This is a genomic window from Haloarcula pelagica (assembly GCF_030127105.1).
Taxonomy (GTDB): Archaea; Halobacteriota; Halobacteria; order Halobacteriales; family Haloarculaceae; genus Haloarcula; species Haloarcula pelagica.
The window spans coordinates 2,443,936-2,459,969 of sequence record NZ_CP126161.1 but is presented as its reverse complement, the minus strand read 5'-3'; the positions used below and the strand labels follow the sequence as shown (position 1 = coordinate 2,459,969).

Sequence of the window (16,034 nt, the reverse complement as noted above, 5' to 3'; positions counted from 1 at the left end):
TGCCTTAGTACCCGGACCGACGAGACGCCAGTATGTCGAAACTCCGGTGTCAGTGGGCGGGCGCTGTCGCGGCCGTCGGCGGCCTTCTCTGGACGGGGTGGGCGGGGGCGGCCCACGTCCTCGGCCGGACACCCGCCCCGGTGGTCGGCACCATCGTCGTCTCGGCGCTTGGCGTCGTCGCGGGCTGTTACGCCGTCGAGGAGTTCTACGGCCAGCGTATGAAGCGGCCGGGGACGGCCGGCGCCTGGCTGGGCGGCCTCGCCGCCCTCGTGTTCGGAATCGGCCAGGGGCTCAGGCTCGCGACCGGCGGCGGCGAGGCGACGCTGGCGATCGGCGGGTTGGGCCTGTCGGTCGGCTCGCTGCTGATGGCTACCGGGCTGGTCCGGACCCGCATCCAGCCCCCGTGGCTCGGCGTCGTCCTGGCGATCGGGACGATCGGCTTTCTCCTGTACGAGGCGGTTCCGGCCGCGGCCGCCCTGTACGGGCTGGCCTGGGTGGCGCTGGGTCAGGACTTCTACCGCCACGACCCACCCGACGGGCGCTTTGGCGAGCCCGGCGCGGACTACGGCTGGCTCTCCTGACACCGGGTCGAAGCGGGGCCAATCGAGCCAACAGCTATACCGTGTGCTCCCTCACCAACAGACATGATCGACGAGACGGTTCGAGAGATCGAGGAGATGGACACACAGAGCGCCTCGATCGTGGCCGTAAAGGCCGCGAAGGCACTGCTTGACCTCGTCGACCGGGAGGCCCACAGCGTCGAGGAGTTCCAGCGCACCCTCGAACGGAACAGCGGCGCCCTCCAGCGGGCGAACCGCTCGCACGCGCCGCTGTATACGACCCAACAGCGGATCGTCGACGCGGTGGCCGAGGCCGACCCCGACACGGTCGCGGCGGCCAAAGCGGTGCTGGAAGCCGCCGTCGATGAGGTCGTCACAGAAGTCGAGTCCAGTAAGGCCGCCGCGGCCGAGCGGGCGGCCACGCTGATCGAGGACGGCGACGTACTCTTGACACACGAGAACTCCTCGACGGTGATGGCGACGCTCGAACAGGCCCTCGACGACGGGAAACAGTTCGAGTTGTACGTCACCGAGTCGCGGCCCCGCTATCTCGGTCGGCGGACGGCACGGCAGTTGCGCGACCGCGACGGCGTCGACGTGACGCTCGTGGTCGACGGGGCCGCCGGCTACGCCGTGCGGAAGTGCGACCGCGTCCTCGTCGGCATGAACTGTCTCATCGAGGACCGGATGTACAACCGGATCGGAACCTACCCCATCGTCGCCACGGCCGCCGATCAGGGCGTCCCCGTCGCCGTCGTCGCCTCCTCCGCGAAGTTCATCGGCGGTGGGTTCACGTTCCAGAACACGTACCGCTCGCCCTCGGAAGTGATGCTCGAACCGCCAGAGGGATTCGCGGTCGAGAACCCCGGCTACGACGAGGTCCCGACGCGACTGCTGGATGTCGTCGTCACCGAGGACACGATGCTGGAGTTCTGATCGCCACAGCGACCGTGCTCGCCGGAACCCTGAGGTAGGAGGCTCGTCACTACCCTGGTGTGACAGACGACCAGACCGATCCGGTCAAGGCGGGGTTGTCCGGCTCGACAGATCTCTACGACATCGCGTCGTGGGACGCCCGGTCGGCGCTCGACCGAGTCTCGGTGTCGTTGTACGGGTTCTTGCACGCCTCCCGACGGTGGCTGCTCATCGCCGTCGGCGTCCTCCTGTTCGTCGCCCAGTTGGCCGCGACGGTGCTGCTCGTCGTTCGCCAGCCCTCCGTCGGCGTGCTCGCGGCGCTGTCGGCGCTGCCGGCGCTCGCGATCGTCGGCTATCTCTGGTACGACGACCCGACGATACGCGAGCCGATCGAGCCGCTCGCGATCACGTTCGTTCTGGCGATCATCTTCGCCAGCATCGCCGCGCTGTTCAACACGCTGTTGCAGCCGCTGTTCGGGTTCGTTCCCGTCGTCGGGATGGCGCTCTTTTTCTTCCTCGTCGTCGGCCCCGTCGAGGAAACTGTCAAGTGGCTCGGAATCAGGGTCGGCGCCTTCGACACCATCGACGCCGTCGTCGACGGCGTGGTGTACGGCGCTGTCGCCGGCCTCGGGTTCGCCACCATCGAGAACCTGCTGTACATCTCCCAGGGATACCTCCAGGCCAGTTCCGGCCAGTCGATGGAGCCGGTGCTGGCGGCGGTCCAGACGGCCACGAGCCGCGCGTTCGTCGGGCCGGGCCACGTCCTGTACTCCTCGTTTGCCGGCTACTACCTCGGCCTGGCGAAGTTCAACCCCGAGAGCAAGGGGCCGATCGTCGTGAAAGGCATCCTCATCGCCGCGATCATCCACGCCGTCTACAACACCGCCGTCACCTACCTCCCACAGTTGGGGTTCTGGAACCTCTTTACCTTCGTCGGCTTCGTCGTCGTCTTCGACGCCCTCGTCGGCTACGCGCTCTACCGGAAACTCTCCCGGTACAAGCACCACTACAACCAACTCGACGGCGGCCAGGCCGAGAGCCAGACCGGAGCGGCCGAGGCGGCAAGCGAGTCGTAACGACACGCTTTTTCGCGCCTCTCGCGTCCCCTCTCGCATGACCGAGAGAGGGCCACTCGCCGCCGTCTCGCCGCTCGACGGCCGCTACGCCCGCTACACCGAACCGCTCGTCCCGTACGCCAGCGAGCGGGCGCTGATGCGCGCCCGCGTCCAGGTCGAAGTCGAGTACCTACTCGCGCTCGCGGCTCTCGACGCGACGCCGCTGTCGATCAGCGAGGACCAGCGCGCGACACTGCGGGCGCTGTACGAGGAGTTCGACGACGAAGACGCGAGCGTCGTCAAACAGCTCGAAACGGAAGGCTACGGCGAGTACAGCGCCACGAACCACGACGTGAAAGCCGTCGAGTACTTCGTCCGTCTGGGGATGCCCGACGGGCTCGACGCCGACCACTGGATCCACTTCGGGCTGACCAGCGAGGATGTCAACAACCTCGCTCACCGCCTGCTCGTCAAGCCCGCAGTGACCGACGTGCTGGTCCCGGAACTGCGCGAGATCAGGGACGCGCTCGTCGAGATGGCCCACGGCTACGGCGACGTGCCGATGCTCGCCCGCACACACGGCCAGCCCGCGACGCCGACGACCTTCGGCAAGGAGATGGCCGTCTACGCCTCCCGACTCGGGAAAGCCATCGGCCGGGTCGAGCGTGCCGCCGCCGCCCTCTCGGGGAAACTCGCGGGCGCCTCGGGGACCTACGCCGCCCACCACGCCGCCTACCCCGACGTGGACTGGCCCGCGTTCTCGAAGGCGTTCGTCGCGGACCTCGGGCTGGACCACGAACCGCTGACCACGCAGGTCAACCCCTGTGACGACCTCCAGACCGTCTTCGACGCGCTCCGCGGGGCGAACAACGTCCTGCTCGACATGGACCTGGACATGTGGCTGTACGTCTCGGACCGCTACCTCGGTCAGGAGGCGGTCGAAGGCGAGACTGGCTCCTCGACGATGCCCCACAAGGTCAACCCCATCGACTTCGAGAACAGCGAGGGGAACCTCTCGAAGGCAAACTCGGATCTCACCTTCCTCGGTGATTACGTCACCAAGTCCCGCCTCCAGCGTGACCTCTCGGACTCGACGGTCAAGCGCAACGTCGGTGCGGCGTTCGCCCACTGTCTCATCGGCTACAGCAAGTGCCAGAACGGGCTGGCGAAGGTCGTCCCCAACGAGCAGGTGATGCGGGAGGACCTGGAGGCGACCCCGGAGATCATCGGCGAGGCGGTCCAGACGATCCTCCGCCGCGAAGGGTTCGAAGACGCCTACGAGCAGGTCAAGAAAGCCACCCGCGGCCAGCAGGTCACGATGGCGGACTTCCAGGCGATGATCGACGACCTCGATGTCGACGAGTCCGTCCGCGCCGAACTGTCGGCACTGACGCCGACGGGCTACACCGGGATCGCCGAGCAGTTGGCCGAAGACATCTGAGCCGCGTCGGCGGTCGAGTGACCGCGCTTTCGCCGGGCAATTCGGGCCGTCTCCGAATAGCCGTGGCGACCGGAACCCTCACCACGGGCCAGTCCTACCGCCACAGTAGATGGTCCTCGGCACCGACTCTCGGGTCCTCACTCTGGCGTTCGCGCGGATGGCCGACGCCCTGGGCAACTCGTTTCTCATCATCGTCCTCCCGCTGTACATCGCCAGCGGGCAGGTGACTCTGACCGGGATCGTCGGCACCGAACTGTTCGGGTTCGTCCTCCGGGAGGAGACGCTCATCGGGCTCGTACTCTCCCTGTTTGGCCTGTTGAACAGCTTCGGCCAGCCGTTCACGGGCCGACTCTCCGATCGGACCGGTCGGCGACGGGCGTTCGTGTTGATCGGACTCGTCCTCTTTGCGATCGGGAGCGCGGCCTACCCGTTCCTGTCGAGTTACTGGGCCGTTCTGGGTGCACGGGCGTTCCAGGGGGTCGGCGCGGCCTTCACGATCCCGGCGACGATCGCGCTGGTCAACGACTACGCCGAGAGCGACAGCGAGCGGGGCGGGAACTTCGGCGTGTTCAACACCTTCCGGCTGATCGGCTTCGGCTTCGGGCCGATCGTCGCCGGCATCGTCATCACGGGCGGGCTGGCCGCCGAGGGGGTCGTCACGTACGACCTGCTCGGGACCGCGCTGTCGGGGTTCAACGCCGCGTTCGCGATCGCCGTCGGCGGCGCCCTGGTCAGCCTCGCGCTGGTCGCACTGCTCATCACCGATCCCCCTGTCGCCGCCGACGCCGCGAGCAAGAACCTCTCAATCGCGGTCAGAGACCCCGACGGGCAGGGCCTCGACTCGGTGTTCGTCCTCGGCGTCGGGACCTTCCTGATGGCGACGACCATCGCGCTGTTTGCCACGCTGGAAGGCCCGATCCGGATGCGCCTGGACGAGTCGACGTTCATGTTCAGCGTCCAGTTCGCGGCCGTCGTCATCGCGAACGTCCTCCTCCAGGTGCCGATCGGCCGGGCGAGCGACCGGATCGGCCGCCGGCCGTTCGTGGTCGCCGGCTTCGTCGTCCTCGTCCCGTCGGTGTTCGCACAGGGGGTCGTCACGGACCCGTGGCTGATGCTGGCCGCGCGGTTCGTCCAGGGGATCGCCGTCGCGCTCGTGTTCGCGCCGTCGCTGGCGCTCGCCGGCGATCTCGCGGGCGAGCGCGGCTCCGGGACCACCCTGTCGGTGCTGACGATGGCGTTCGGACTGGGGGTGGCCGTCGGGCCGCTGGCCTCCGGCGTCCTGTTCAACCTCGGCGGCTTCTCGACGCCGTTTACCGTCGGCGCAGGACTGGCCGTGGTGGCGCTGGTGTTGACCTACACGCAGGTCTCTGAGACGCTCACCGATGCCGACGGCGGGCTGGACCCGAACCCACAGGACTGACCCGAACGGCTAAGCGTGTCAGCGAACTATCTAGACGTATGTTCACTAACCGTACGTCAGCCGGCGAACGGCTCGCCGACGAACTCCGTCGGCAGGAGCTCGGCGCCGATCTGGTGCTGGCGATCCCGCGGGGCGGACTCCCGGTCGGTCGCCCGGTCGCCGACGCGCTGGGCGTCCCACTGGACGTGGTGGTGGCGAAGAAGATCGGCGCGCCCGGGAACCCCGAACTCGCGGTCGCCGCAGTCGCCGACGACGGGACGCTCTGGCGCAACGAGTCACTGATCGGCGCGCTCGATCTGACCGAGGAGTACGTCGCCGCCGAGCGCGAGCGCGAGCGGGTCGCCGCGAAGGAGAAGTTCGACCGCTACCGCGCGGACAGGCCGCCGCTGGACCTCACGGGGACCCGGGTCGTGATCGTCGACGACGGCCTGGCGACCGGCGCGACGATGCGGGCCTGTCTCCGGCGTGTCGTCGACGGCGGCGCCGGCAGCGTCGTCGTCGCCGTCCCGGTCGGTTCACCGGACACCGTTGCGGCCCTGGAGTCGGTCGCCGACGCGGTCGTCGCGCTGGAACAGCCGCCGGGCTTTCGAGCGGTCGGACAGTACTACAGGGACTTCGGGCAGGTCAGCGACGAGGACGCGATGGCGTATCTACAGTAGCCGCTCGACGGTCTCACGGACCGCCCGGGCGGCCGTCCGGACCTCCGAGAGCCGGACGTACTCCCGGTTCGAGTGGGCGACCGCGCCGGCGTCGTCGCTCAACTCGCCCGGGCCGAAGACGACGGTCGGTGCCCGCTGAGCGAAGTACGAAGCCTCCGTCGCGGCGCCGAACGGGCGGACCGACCCGCCGCTCGCCTCGGCGAGCGTGCGGACCAACGGCTCGTCGGCGTCGGTGGCGAAGGCCTCCGGAAACGGCGTGTCGGGCCGGATGAGTTCCACCGAGAGGGCCATCCCGTCGGGGAGCCACTGGCCGAGATGTTCGGCGAGCGCCGAACAGAACTGGTCGCTGGTCTCGGGCGGGACGCTCCGGCGATCGAAGGTGATCGTACACTCGGCTGGCACCTGGTTGGTCGCCTCGCCGCCCTCGATCATCGAGGCCGTCAGTATCGGCCGTCCCAGGACATCGTGGTCGTCGGGGCCGCGCTGTTCGTCGTAGCTCTCCATCGCCTGCAAGAGTGGGGCGGCCGCCCGGACGGCGTTCATCCCGCTGCCGGGGTCCGCGGCGTGGGCGCTCTCGCCGTGGATCGTGACGGTGCCCTCGAACTGGCCGCGGGCGGCGGTACAGACATCCAGCCCGGTCGGTTCGCCGACGATGTACCCGTCGGCGTCGACCGTCTCGGCCAGGTGTGCGCCCCCGGTCTGTGTCGTCTCCTCGTCGATCGAGACCGCGAGCGTCACCCGGCCGTCACCCGGGGTGACGGTGAGAAACGCCTCCAGCAGCGCCGCGAGCGGTCCCTTCGCGTCACAGGCGCCGCGGCCACAGACCACGTCGCCGGCGTCTCGCCGTTCCCGCTTGCCCCCGCTCGACTGTTCCGAGGCGTGGGGCGCCCCGTCCCCCTCGTCGCCGCTCCCGTCGACGGTTTCGTCCGCTCCGGGTGGCTCCGCGCGGCGCTCGTAGGGCAGGTGTGGCGGGACGGTGTCGATGTGGGTGTTGAACGCGACGTGGGTCCCGTCGCCGTCGCCGCGGGTCGCCACGACGTTGCCGATCTCGTCGACGGCCGGGTCGACACCGGCCTCGCTCAGGGTCTCGACGAGCACCTCCCGCATCGCGTCGACGTTCTCGTGGGAGGGCGTCTCGACTGCCCGACGGTGAAACGTATCGAGGTCAAATTCGGGAGTCATCGCTCGACCCGGGTCACGTCCGCCAGCGTCTCCCGTTCCCGGACGACCCGGGCGTCGTCGTCTTCGATTGCGACTTCGGCAGGTCGGGGCTGGGAGTGGAACTGGTTCGCCAGTTCGTAGCCGTACGCGCCGGCGTTCCCGATGGCGAGCAGGTCTTCGCGCTCGGGCCGGGCGACCGGCCGATCCGTACAGAACACGTCCGCGCTCGTACAGCAGGGGCCGCCGACCGACACCGGTTCGGCGCCGCGGTCGGGCGCGGAGACGTTCCGGATCGGGTGGTACGAGCCGAACATCGCCGGGCGGATCAGCGTCGCCAGCGAGGCGTCGACGCCGACGACGGTCGCCGCCGGCGTCTCCTTGACCGTGTTGACCTCGGTGAGGATGCACTCGGCGTCGGCGACGACGTACCGGCCGGGTTCGAGTTTGACCTGGGCGTCGAGGTCGCCGACCGCCTCGCTGACCCGCTCGCCGACGACCTGCATGTCCAGCGGGTCCTCGTCCTCGCGGTAGGGGACGCCAAAGCCCCCGCCGAAGTCGACGAACGCCAGGTCGTGGGACTGCTCGACGGTTCGCCCCATCTCGGCGACCTTGGCGATGGCCCGGCAGTGGTCGTCCAGGTCGTCGTGGAGGACGCCGCTGCCGGCGTGAGCGTGGATGCCGACCAGATCGAACCGCTCGCCGATCTCGTCGGCGAGGCCGGGCACCTCGTCGTAGGGGATCCCGAACTTCGCGTCCTTGCCCGTCGCGACCTTCTCGTGGTGGCCGGTGCCGATACCGGGATTGATCCGGATGGCGACACGGCCGTCGTAGCCGCGCGCTTCGAGGCGGTCGAAGGTGTCGCGCGCGCCGCCGGTGATCGTCAGTCCCGGGTGGTCCTCGGCCAGATCGACCGCGTAGTCGAGGTCACGGTCTGGCGGGTTGACGGCGGTGTACTGGAGCGTATCGGGGTCGGCACCGGCGTCGATGGCTCGCTGGAGTTCACCCCAGGCGGCACACTCGATGTCCGCGCCCGTCTCCAGCAGTTTCGACAGCACCGCGTGGCCGGTGTGGGCCTTCGCGGCGTACATCACGTGGGCGTCGGGAAACGCCGACGCGAACCGCTCGTAGTTCGCTGCGACGCGGTCGAGGTCGAGGACGTACAGTGGTGTCCCGTGCTCGGCGGCGAGTCGGGACAGCCGGTCGTGGTCCCAGTCGGCGAGGCGACGGACCGGCGGCGAGGCGTGACTCATTGCACGAGACACGGTGGCGGCGAGTAACAAGGGTTCCGCTCTGTCGCGACCGTGGTCCGGCCGCCCGGCGATCCCGCCACCGTCGCCGACACATACTTATCAGAGGGGAAACGTTACTCTGCCAAGACACCCGGCCGCGACGGGGGAATCGCGGCCGCCACTCGCCATGCCACCGGACGTGCCACAGCGACCACCACTGGAGATCGTCAAGCAGGGACGGGTGTGGCTCGTCGAGGAGTATCGTAGAGGCGCCCGCGACGGCGAGACGTACTCGACACACGACGAACAGATCGACGCCGTCCGCAGCGCGAAATCACGGATGGACGCCGACACGCACCCGTGTGCCGTCCGCTGGGACGGCCCCCGGAGCGTCAGCGAGGTGTACTGGAACCCCCTGTTCGAGTGTCTGGTGGTCGGCTACGACGACCTCGTCGGTGCCTGGACGGTCGTCCCCGAGGCCGGGACCTGTGCGATGGCAGTCCACGACTCCCGCGAGGCCGCGGGCAAGCGCGGCAAGCAACTCCAGCGGGCCTACGACTTCAAACACCTCCACGCCTACGACCGGCGCGGCGAGAGCTACGAGGAACGGGACCACCGGTTCCTGCGCCACGACGTGACCCGCTCCGGGGTGCGGTTCAGCAAGGAAGCCATCGAGTCCGTCCCGCCGCCGGAACGGGACGACGACCCCGAGGAGACCGACGCAGCGACCACCAGCGACGCCACCGAGGTCGACTACGTCGGCCCCGCGAGCCCCGGCCAACTGGGCGCGTCGATCCCCGACGTGACCAAAGTCGAGTTCATCGACACCGACGGGGTCGTCCACCGGTACGCGACGCCGTGGGACGGGGGCACCTACGCGGAGATCCTGGCAGTGTCGAGCAAGCACGGCACCGACGGGGGCGTACAACCGGCCTTCTCCGAACGGCTCTCGCGCTGGGAGACGGTCGACGACAGCGCCCACGTGGCGACGGTCCACGAGTCGGGGACCGCCCCGACGCCGTGGGTCGCCTACCGCGTCGGAAAACACACGCTGGGCGAGATCGGGACCGACCTCCCTGTCGAAGTCCGCCTGGACATCCTCGGCGACATCGTCGACGCCGCCACGACCGTCGCGGACTCGTCGCTACCGGTCTGTGGACTCTACCCGGCGAACGTCCACCTCAAGGGCGGGGACAGCGGCTGGCGGGCGACGGTCTCGAACTGGGGGATCGAGTGGGCCGTCCGGGAGGCGCTGGGCGTCGACCACGGCAGCCCCTTCACCGCACCCGAACAGCTCGACGGACGGCTCACGCCGACGACCGTCGTCTACCAGCTCGGCGCGATCGCCTACTGGCTCCTCTGTGGGACGACACCGGTCGAGGAGACCGCCACGGGGTCCCGGGCGACGATGCGGACCGGCCAGCTCCGGACGCCCCAGCCCGTCGACGAGATCTCTCAGGCGGTCGAGCCGGTGCTGCGCCGGGCGCTGGCTCCCGCCCCCGACGACCGCTACGGTTCGCCGATCGCGTTCTACCGGGATCTGACGGGGTCGGTCTGAGCGGGTCGCTCTTCGGGAGCCCGAGCAACGCGAGGATCTCACTCTCCTCCACGGTTCGCTCCGCTCGCCGCGTCGGTGTCGAGGCGCTTCGCTGCGCTCAGCGCCTCGCTGCTCGCGGCTCCAATCGTCGCCGCTCGCTTTCGGGATTCCTCGCTCCGTTCGGAATCCCGCTAGTCCCGAAGCGCGTCTTCCCGTTCGGTCGCTTCCAGCGTCTCCTCTTCGACATCGGTCGCCACCACGGCGGGCTTGTAGGCGCCGCCGTCGAACAGGTCGTGCTCGCCGACCGAGGAGTCGACGAAGCGCTGGAACGCGCGCCGCTCGGGCGGCAGTTCGCCGTAGAGCACCTCGTCCTCGACGAGGTCGTAGACCGGAATCCGGGGCGTCAACAGCGTGTTCTCGCCGACGACCGAGCCCTCGCCGACGACGAACCCGCTGGTGACGCGACAGCCGGCGCCGAGCGCCACGTCGTCCTCGACGATGACCGGCGCGCTCTCGACGGGTTCGAGGACGCCGCCGATGAGCGTGTTCGCGCCGAGCTTGACGTTCTCGCCGATCTGGGCACAGGAGCCGACGGTGTCACAGGAGTCGATCAGCGTCCCGTCACCGACGTGGGCGCCGATGTTGACGAACGACGGCGACATCATGATACAGTCCTCGCCCAGGTACGCCCCCCGGCGGATGGTCGTCCCGTCCGGCGTGTTGCGTGTCCCGCGCTCCCCCAGGTCGCCGGTGTCCCGCAGCGGCAGGACATCGTGGTAGTCGACATCGCCGTAGGTCCGGCTGTAGGTCTTCCGGAACGCGAAGTTCAGCAGGATGCCGCGCTTGACCCACTCGTTGACCTGCCACTCGCCGTCAACCTTCTCGGCGGCGCGCACGTCGCCGTTCTCCAGCGCGGTCAGGAAGTCGTCGAGCGTGTCCAGCTGCGGGGGTTCGACATCTTCCACCGTCGCGCCCTGTTCGTAGGCCGTCCACAGGTCCCCGATGTTCCGTTCGAGGTCTTGTCCGAGCATCGTATCCCTCGGTACCGTCCCCGGTGGTTTAAGCACTCCCGAATGTCGCCGGTGCTCAGGCGTCGACGACGGCGCCGAAGTCGTACCAGCCCGGGTCGCGGCCGTCGAGCCAGGCGGCGGCGTCGAGCGCGCCGGCGGCGAAGACCCCGCGGTCCTCGGCGCGATGCGAGAGGGAGAGGACCTCGTCGTTGCCCGCCAGGATCAGCTCGTGCTCGCCGCGGATGTCGCCGGCCCGCCGGGCGAAGACGCCGATCTCGTCGTCCTCGCGGGGGGCGTGGCCTTCGCGGCCGTAGACGGGTTCGACATCGCGCTTCTCTTGGATGGTCTCTAAGAGCGTGTTCGCGGTGCCGGAGGGCGCGTCGACCTTCCCGTTGTGATGGCTCTCCATGAGTTCCAGATCGTAGTCGTCCAGCGTGGCGACGGCCTCGCTGACGAGGCGGTTGAGGACCTGGATGCCCTGCGAGAAGTTCGTGGCCTTCAACAGCGGCGCCTCCTCGCTGGCGTCGTCCAGTCGGGCCACCCCGTCCTCGTCGAACCCGGTCGTCCCGACGACCAGCGCCGTGCCGGTCTCGGCACAGGCCGCCGCGAGCGGCAGGGTCGACTCTGGGATCGAGAAGTCGACGACCACGTCGACATCGTACTCGGTGAGTGTCCCCGCGATGTCGTCGCTGTCGACGACCGGGACGCCGTCGACCTCGCCGCTCGCGACATCGAAGCCGACGACGACCTCCAGGTCGCGGTCGGCGGCCGTCTCGATGACCGTCTTCCCCATCCGGCCGGTCGCGCCGTTGACGGCGACGCGTGTCATCGCTCGACCTCCGCGTACTCGTCTTCGAGGTCCTCGTCGTCCAGCACCGCCAGCACGTCACGGAGTTCGTCGAGGTGTTCCTCCGAGAGGCGCGTCAGCGGCGAGCGGAGGTGTGCGGGCCCGTATCCACGGATTCGCATGGCCTCCTTGACCGGGATGGGGTTGGTCTCGGCGAACAGCGCCCGGAACAGCGGGCCGAGTTCGTGGTGGAGCGCGCGTGCACGCTCGTAGTCCTCTGCCAGCGCCGCCCCGACCATCGCACAGGTCCGCTCGGGTTCGACGTTGGCGGCCACGGAGATACAGCCGTGGGCACCCACCGAGAGCATCGGCAGGGTCATCCCGTCGTCGCCCGAGAGCACCGCGAACTCCTCGTCGCGCGTGCGTTCGATGATCTCCGAGATCTGGTTCATGTCGCCGCTGGCGGCCTTGAACGCCGCGATGTTCTCGTGGCTCGCCAGTTCGACCGCGGTGTCCGGTTCGATGTTGCGGCCGGTCCGGGAGGGGACGTTGTAGACGATCTGTGGGCAGTCGACCTCGTCCGCGATAGCGGTGAAGTGGTCGACCAGACCCTGCTGTTCGGGCTTGTTGTAGTACGGCGAGATGAGCAAGAGCGCGTCGGCGCCGGCCCGTGCCGCGCGGCGGGACAGCGAGAGCGCCTCGCGGGTGTTGTTGCTGCCGGTGCCGGCGATGACCGGCACGTCGTCGACGGCGTCGATGACGGCCTCGACCACGTCGATGTGTTCGTCGTGGGTCATGGTGGCCGACTCGCCGGTCGAACCGACCGGCACGAGACCGTCGACGCCCGCCGCTTCGAGGCGCTGGGCGTCGGTCTGGAGTGTTTCGAAGTCGATACTGCGTTCCTCGTCGTCGTGGAACGGCGTGCACATCGCGGGGTACACGCCGCGGAAGTCGATGGCTGTCATTGCTGGGTGTGTCGTCTCGCGTCGGGATATGTCGTCCGGTTGCCGATGCACGGAACCGGCCCGGGACGGGGACGCCACGCCCGCCACGAGCCACTAGAAGAGCCGTTTGCGTTTCGGCGGAGAGACGGCCCGCTGGCGCGGGGCGATCGCACACTGGCCGGTCAGGGGCCGTCGCATGGACGGATGACAGTTCGTGAGGGACTTAGCTGTTGTGTTCGCTCCTCGAACCCCGAAAGGCTATTTCCACGGGCCGGACAACCACCGGTATGCCAGTCTCTCATTCTGGACAGCGCGTGACCGTCCTCGCGGACGCGCAGAACCTCTATCACACGGCTCAGAGCATCTACTCGCGGAACATCGACTACTCGTCGCTGCTCGACGGTGCCGTCGACGGCCGGGAACTGACCCGCGCGATCGCCTACGTCATCCGCGCCGACTCCCCCGAGGAGGAGACGTTCTTCGAGGCGCTCGACGACATCGGCTTCGAGACGCGGATCAAGGACATCAAGACCTTCCAGGACGGCTCGAAGAAGGCCGACTGGGACGTGGGGATGAGCCTCGACGCCGTCACGCTCGCGAAACACAACGACGCGGTGGTCCTCTGTACGGGCGACGGCGACTTCGCACGGCTCTGTCGGTATCTCCGTCACGAGGGCTGTCGCGTCGAGGCGATGGGCTTCGAAGAGTCGTCCTCTGAAGACCTCAAGGAGGCTGTCGATATGTTCGTCGACCTGAGCGAGGACACCGAACGGTTCCTGCTCTAGACGGCGCGGCCGTCTTCGGAGGTGCCGACCAGCAACGATCCGGCGGCGAGTCCCAGCGCGGCGACCGCTGCCGCGTACACCGGAACGCCGAGCGATAGCTGACCCGTACCGAGAATCAGGACACTGCTGACGAACAGCAGCAGCGCACCCAGTCCGACCTTTCGCGTATCTGTTGCCATGGGATCAGCTATGGATTCATCCGGTATAAATTTCCCCAAAACCGCCAGAGGGGCGTACGATAAATCATGATAGATTCCGAGAAGGCCGTCAACACTACACACGCTCGTGGACCGAAACACCGTTGTCCGCGGCCCGTCCAGAGCGACCATGACCGACCGAGAGCTCCGCGGGCTCCGCCGCTCGGCCGACTATCAGTTCGGTCGGGGCGCCGGAGCGGCGCTGTTTTCCCCGCCCGACGACCTGACGGTGACCCACACGTCGTCCGGTCGACCCCGGCAAGTCCACGACGGGGACGGCCGAGTGGTGACCTACGGGAGCGACGGCCGATTCAGGCTCGGACCGGCCGGCGGCACACGGCTCGCGGACGGGTTCGCGGCCCCCCGTCACCGCGTCGTCGTCGGCGACGAGAGCGAACCGTTCGTCCGTGAGGGACGCAACGTCTTCGCGAAGTTCGTCCAGCGGGCCGACCCCGAACTGCGCCCCGGCGACGAGGTGCTCGTACTGCACGAAGAGGGCGACCTGCTGGCCGTCGGACGGGCGGAACTGCCCGGCGCAGGCATGGCCGACTTCGAGACCGGGATGGCCGTGAAGGTCCGCCAGGGCATCGAGGACTGAGCGCTCCGGACGGCGGTCGGGTCGCTATGTTTTTCCGGACGGAACGCGCACCTCCGGGTATGTTCGGCGGAGGCGGCGGGATGAACCCGCGCAAGATGAAACAGATGATGGAACAGATGGGCATCGACATGGACGATATCGATGCCGAAGAGGTAATCATCCGCACACCCGACGAAGAGCTCGTCTTCACGGACGCGGAGGTCCAGCTGATGGAGGCCCAGGGCCAGAAGACCTACCAGGTCGTCGGCGAACCCGAGTCCCGGGAACTGGGCGCGGGCGAGCCAAACGAGGACGACACCGACGCGGACGACGGCGACGACGACAGCGCTATCGACGCCGACGACGTGGAACTCGTGGCGATGCGGGCCGGCGTCGACGAGGAGACCGCCCGCGAGGCGCTAGAAGCCAACGACGGCGACCTCGCCGACGCGGTCGACCAGCTGGAGTAACGTGGCCTACCTCTTCGTCCACGAGGACCGCGAGTACCTGCTGGAACCCGGCGAGCGCTTCGAGTCCGATCTTGGCATCCTGGAGGTCCCCGAGGACGTGACCCCCGGCGATGTCGTCGAGACCCATCTGGGCACCGGCTTCACCGTGCGGGCGCTGCGCGGGCCGGACCTCTTTACCCACCTCGAACGGACCGGCGCGCCGATGATGCCCCGCGACGTTGGGCTCGTCCTGGGGAAGACCGGAATCTCGGCTGGTGACCGCGTCCTCGACGCCGGGACCGGGACCGGTATCCTGGCCGCCTACATGGGGCGGGCCGGTGCCGAAGTGGTGACCTACGAGCGCGACCCCGACTTCGCTGCGGTCGCCCGCGAGAACATGGCCGTCGCCGGCGTCGCCGACACCGTCGCGGTCAGAACCGGCGACGTGACCGACGACCTCGCCGATCTGGCGGGGTTCGACGCGCTGACGCTCGATACCGAGGACGCGCCGACGGTCGTCGAGCGAGCGCCGACGCTGTTGTCCAGAGGCGGGTCGCTTGCGGTGTACTCGCCGTTCGTCGAGAACACCCGCGAGGCGGTCGCGGCCGCACGCGAGGTGGGTCTCGACGGGATCGAGACGCTGGACACGATCCAGCGGGAGATGGACTTCGACGACCGCGGGTCGCGCCCGTCGACGGGCGGGGTCGGTCACACCGGCTATCTCACCTTCGCGCGCCGGCCCTGATCGGGAGTCGGGGCGGGGTTTCAAACCCTTCTGGCCCCTACGGACAGGTAGATGAGCGACTCAGACACCACCGAGACGACCACATGGCCGGAACTGGCGATCGGACTCTACGACCGGCTGACCGGGCGAAACGCCGAGATCACCTACGATTTCGAGGAGATGGAGGTCGACGTGCCGAGTCGAACCGGCGACGACCCCGAGTACGCCCACTGGCGCATCGACGGCACAGTGACGGTCAGGACCCGCGAACAGGACTGAGCCAGTGACGACGACCCAGCGATCGCCGGAGGAACCGATCGAGACGGTCGCGGAACTACTGGATGTCATCGAACGCCGTCCGTCGCTCGCAGTCGAGGCCGACCTCACCGTCGCCGTCGACGGGACCGCCGTCGCCATCACCGGCTACGACGATGTCGTCGCGGCCGACGTGGCCTCGTTCGGTCCCGTCGTCGCGCTCTGGCGCCGCTACGGCGACCGGACGATGGACGGCGCCGCCGCGCTGGCCTCGGTCGGACTGACCGCGAGCTGCGCGTCCGTGGCGTCCCGGTGGCCCGCCTGGGTGC

At 68.7% G+C, this 16,034-nt stretch carries 18 protein-coding genes; 12 read left to right on the top strand and 6 right to left on the bottom strand.

All coding sequences use genetic code 11. The features are described 5' to 3' along the window. Nucleotides 1-32 precede the first annotated feature (32 nt). The 6 genes from P1L40_RS12960 (at nucleotide 33) to P1L40_RS12935 (ending at nucleotide 6,050) form a co-directional block, all read left to right on the top strand. On the top strand, nucleotides 33-581 hold the full coding sequence (locus tag P1L40_RS12960; protein ID WP_284007563.1) for a hypothetical protein: 549 nt from the start codon (nucleotides 33-35) through the stop codon (nucleotides 579-581). A gap of 63 nt (nucleotides 582-644) precedes the next feature. Next, nucleotides 645-1,496: an eIF2B alpha/beta/delta subunit family protein gene (locus P1L40_RS12955; RefSeq protein ID WP_284007562.1), complete on the top strand. Its 852-nt coding sequence runs from the start codon at nucleotides 645-647 to the stop codon at nucleotides 1,494-1,496. Nucleotides 1,497-1,555: 59 nt separating this feature from the next. Beyond that, nucleotides 1,556-2,551: a PrsW family intramembrane metalloprotease gene (locus P1L40_RS12950; RefSeq protein ID WP_284007560.1), complete on the top strand. Its 996-nt coding sequence runs from the start codon at nucleotides 1,556-1,558 to the stop codon at nucleotides 2,549-2,551. 37 nt (nucleotides 2,552-2,588) lie between these two features. Beyond that, nucleotides 2,589-3,971 carry an adenylosuccinate lyase gene (gene purB, locus P1L40_RS12945; RefSeq protein WP_284007558.1) on the top strand — a complete coding sequence of 461 codons (1,383 nt, stop codon included), beginning with the start codon at nucleotides 2,589-2,591 and terminating at the stop codon, nucleotides 3,969-3,971. Nucleotides 3,972-4,080: 109 nt separating this feature from the next. Further along, on the top strand, nucleotides 4,081-5,391 hold the full coding sequence (locus tag P1L40_RS12940; protein WP_284007556.1) for an MFS transporter: 1,311 nt from the start codon (nucleotides 4,081-4,083) through the stop codon (nucleotides 5,389-5,391). A gap of 38 nt (nucleotides 5,392-5,429) precedes the next feature. Then, nucleotides 5,430-6,050, top strand: a complete 621-nt coding sequence (locus tag P1L40_RS12935) for a phosphoribosyltransferase (RefSeq protein ID WP_284007555.1) — start codon at nucleotides 5,430-5,432, stop codon at nucleotides 6,048-6,050. Here the strand turns inward: P1L40_RS12935 and P1L40_RS12930 are convergent. Next, complete coding sequence (locus tag P1L40_RS12930; RefSeq protein WP_284007554.1) at nucleotides 6,042-7,232, bottom strand: M20 family metallopeptidase; 1,191 nt, start codon at nucleotides 7,230-7,232, stop codon at nucleotides 6,042-6,044. The two genes, P1L40_RS12935 and P1L40_RS12930, sit on opposite strands and share 9 nt — an antisense overlap. Then, nucleotides 7,229-8,461, bottom strand: coding sequence for a diaminopimelate decarboxylase (gene lysA / locus P1L40_RS12925; protein WP_284007552.1), 1,233 nt, complete (start codon nucleotides 8,459-8,461; stop codon nucleotides 7,229-7,231). Before lysA ends, P1L40_RS12930 begins: the two co-directional genes overlap by 4 nt. Before the next feature lie 166 nt (nucleotides 8,462-8,627). On the opposite strand from lysA, the gene P1L40_RS12920 reads away from it, so the two are divergent. Further along, a complete protein-coding gene (locus P1L40_RS12920) occupies nucleotides 8,628-9,998 on the top strand; it encodes a protein kinase family protein (RefSeq protein WP_284007550.1) in 1,371 nt (456 codons plus the stop codon). A gap of 170 nt (nucleotides 9,999-10,168) precedes the next feature. On the opposite strand, the gene P1L40_RS12915 is transcribed toward P1L40_RS12920, so the two are convergent. The 3 genes from P1L40_RS12915 to dapA are packed head-to-tail and all read right to left on the bottom strand — an operon-like array spanning nucleotide 10,169 to nucleotide 12,739. Beyond that, nucleotides 10,169-11,008: a 2,3,4,5-tetrahydropyridine-2,6-dicarboxylate N-succinyltransferase gene (locus tag P1L40_RS12915; protein WP_284007548.1), complete on the bottom strand. Its 840-nt coding sequence runs from the start codon at nucleotides 11,006-11,008 to the stop codon at nucleotides 10,169-10,171. A 55-nt stretch (nucleotides 11,009-11,063) separates the two neighbouring features. Beyond that, on the bottom strand, nucleotides 11,064-11,816 hold the full coding sequence (gene dapB, locus P1L40_RS12910; RefSeq protein WP_284007546.1) for a 4-hydroxy-tetrahydrodipicolinate reductase: 753 nt from the start codon (nucleotides 11,814-11,816) through the stop codon (nucleotides 11,064-11,066). Continuing rightward, nucleotides 11,813-12,739: a 4-hydroxy-tetrahydrodipicolinate synthase gene (gene dapA / locus P1L40_RS12905; RefSeq protein WP_284007545.1), complete on the bottom strand. Its 927-nt coding sequence runs from the start codon at nucleotides 12,737-12,739 to the stop codon at nucleotides 11,813-11,815. The genes dapB and dapA overlap by 4 nt, the downstream gene beginning before the upstream one ends. Before the next feature lie 266 nt (nucleotides 12,740-13,005). Here dapA and P1L40_RS12900 point away from each other — a divergent pair, with 266 nt between their 5' ends. After that, nucleotides 13,006-13,503, top strand: a complete 498-nt coding sequence (locus tag P1L40_RS12900) for a LabA-like NYN domain-containing protein (protein ID WP_284007544.1) — start codon at nucleotides 13,006-13,008, stop codon at nucleotides 13,501-13,503. On the opposite strand, the gene P1L40_RS12895 is transcribed toward P1L40_RS12900, so the two are convergent. Next, nucleotides 13,500-13,682, bottom strand: coding sequence for a DUF8178 family membrane protein (locus tag P1L40_RS12895; protein WP_284007543.1), 183 nt, complete (start codon nucleotides 13,680-13,682; stop codon nucleotides 13,500-13,502). The genes P1L40_RS12900 and P1L40_RS12895 overlap by 4 nt on opposite strands. A 148-nt stretch (nucleotides 13,683-13,830) precedes the next feature. On the opposite strand from P1L40_RS12895, the gene P1L40_RS12890 reads away from it, so the two are divergent. From P1L40_RS12890 to P1L40_RS12875, 4 genes are read left to right on the top strand one after another with little or no spacing between them, the layout of a single operon-like run. Then, a complete protein-coding gene (locus P1L40_RS12890; RefSeq protein ID WP_284007542.1) occupies nucleotides 13,831-14,298 on the top strand; it encodes a PUA domain-containing protein in 468 nt (155 codons plus the stop codon). A 59-nt stretch (nucleotides 14,299-14,357) separates the two neighbouring features. Beyond that, a complete protein-coding gene (locus P1L40_RS12885; RefSeq protein ID WP_284007540.1) occupies nucleotides 14,358-14,747 on the top strand; it encodes a nascent polypeptide-associated complex protein in 390 nt (129 codons plus the stop codon). 1 nt (nucleotide 14,748) lies between these two features. Next, nucleotides 14,749-15,471, top strand: coding sequence for a methyltransferase domain-containing protein (locus tag P1L40_RS12880; protein WP_284007538.1), 723 nt, complete (start codon nucleotides 14,749-14,751; stop codon nucleotides 15,469-15,471). Between the two features lie 51 nt (nucleotides 15,472-15,522). Next, complete coding sequence (locus P1L40_RS12875; RefSeq protein ID WP_284007537.1) at nucleotides 15,523-15,729, top strand: hypothetical protein; 207 nt, start codon at nucleotides 15,523-15,525, stop codon at nucleotides 15,727-15,729. Nucleotides 15,730-16,034: the final 305 nt, after the last annotated feature.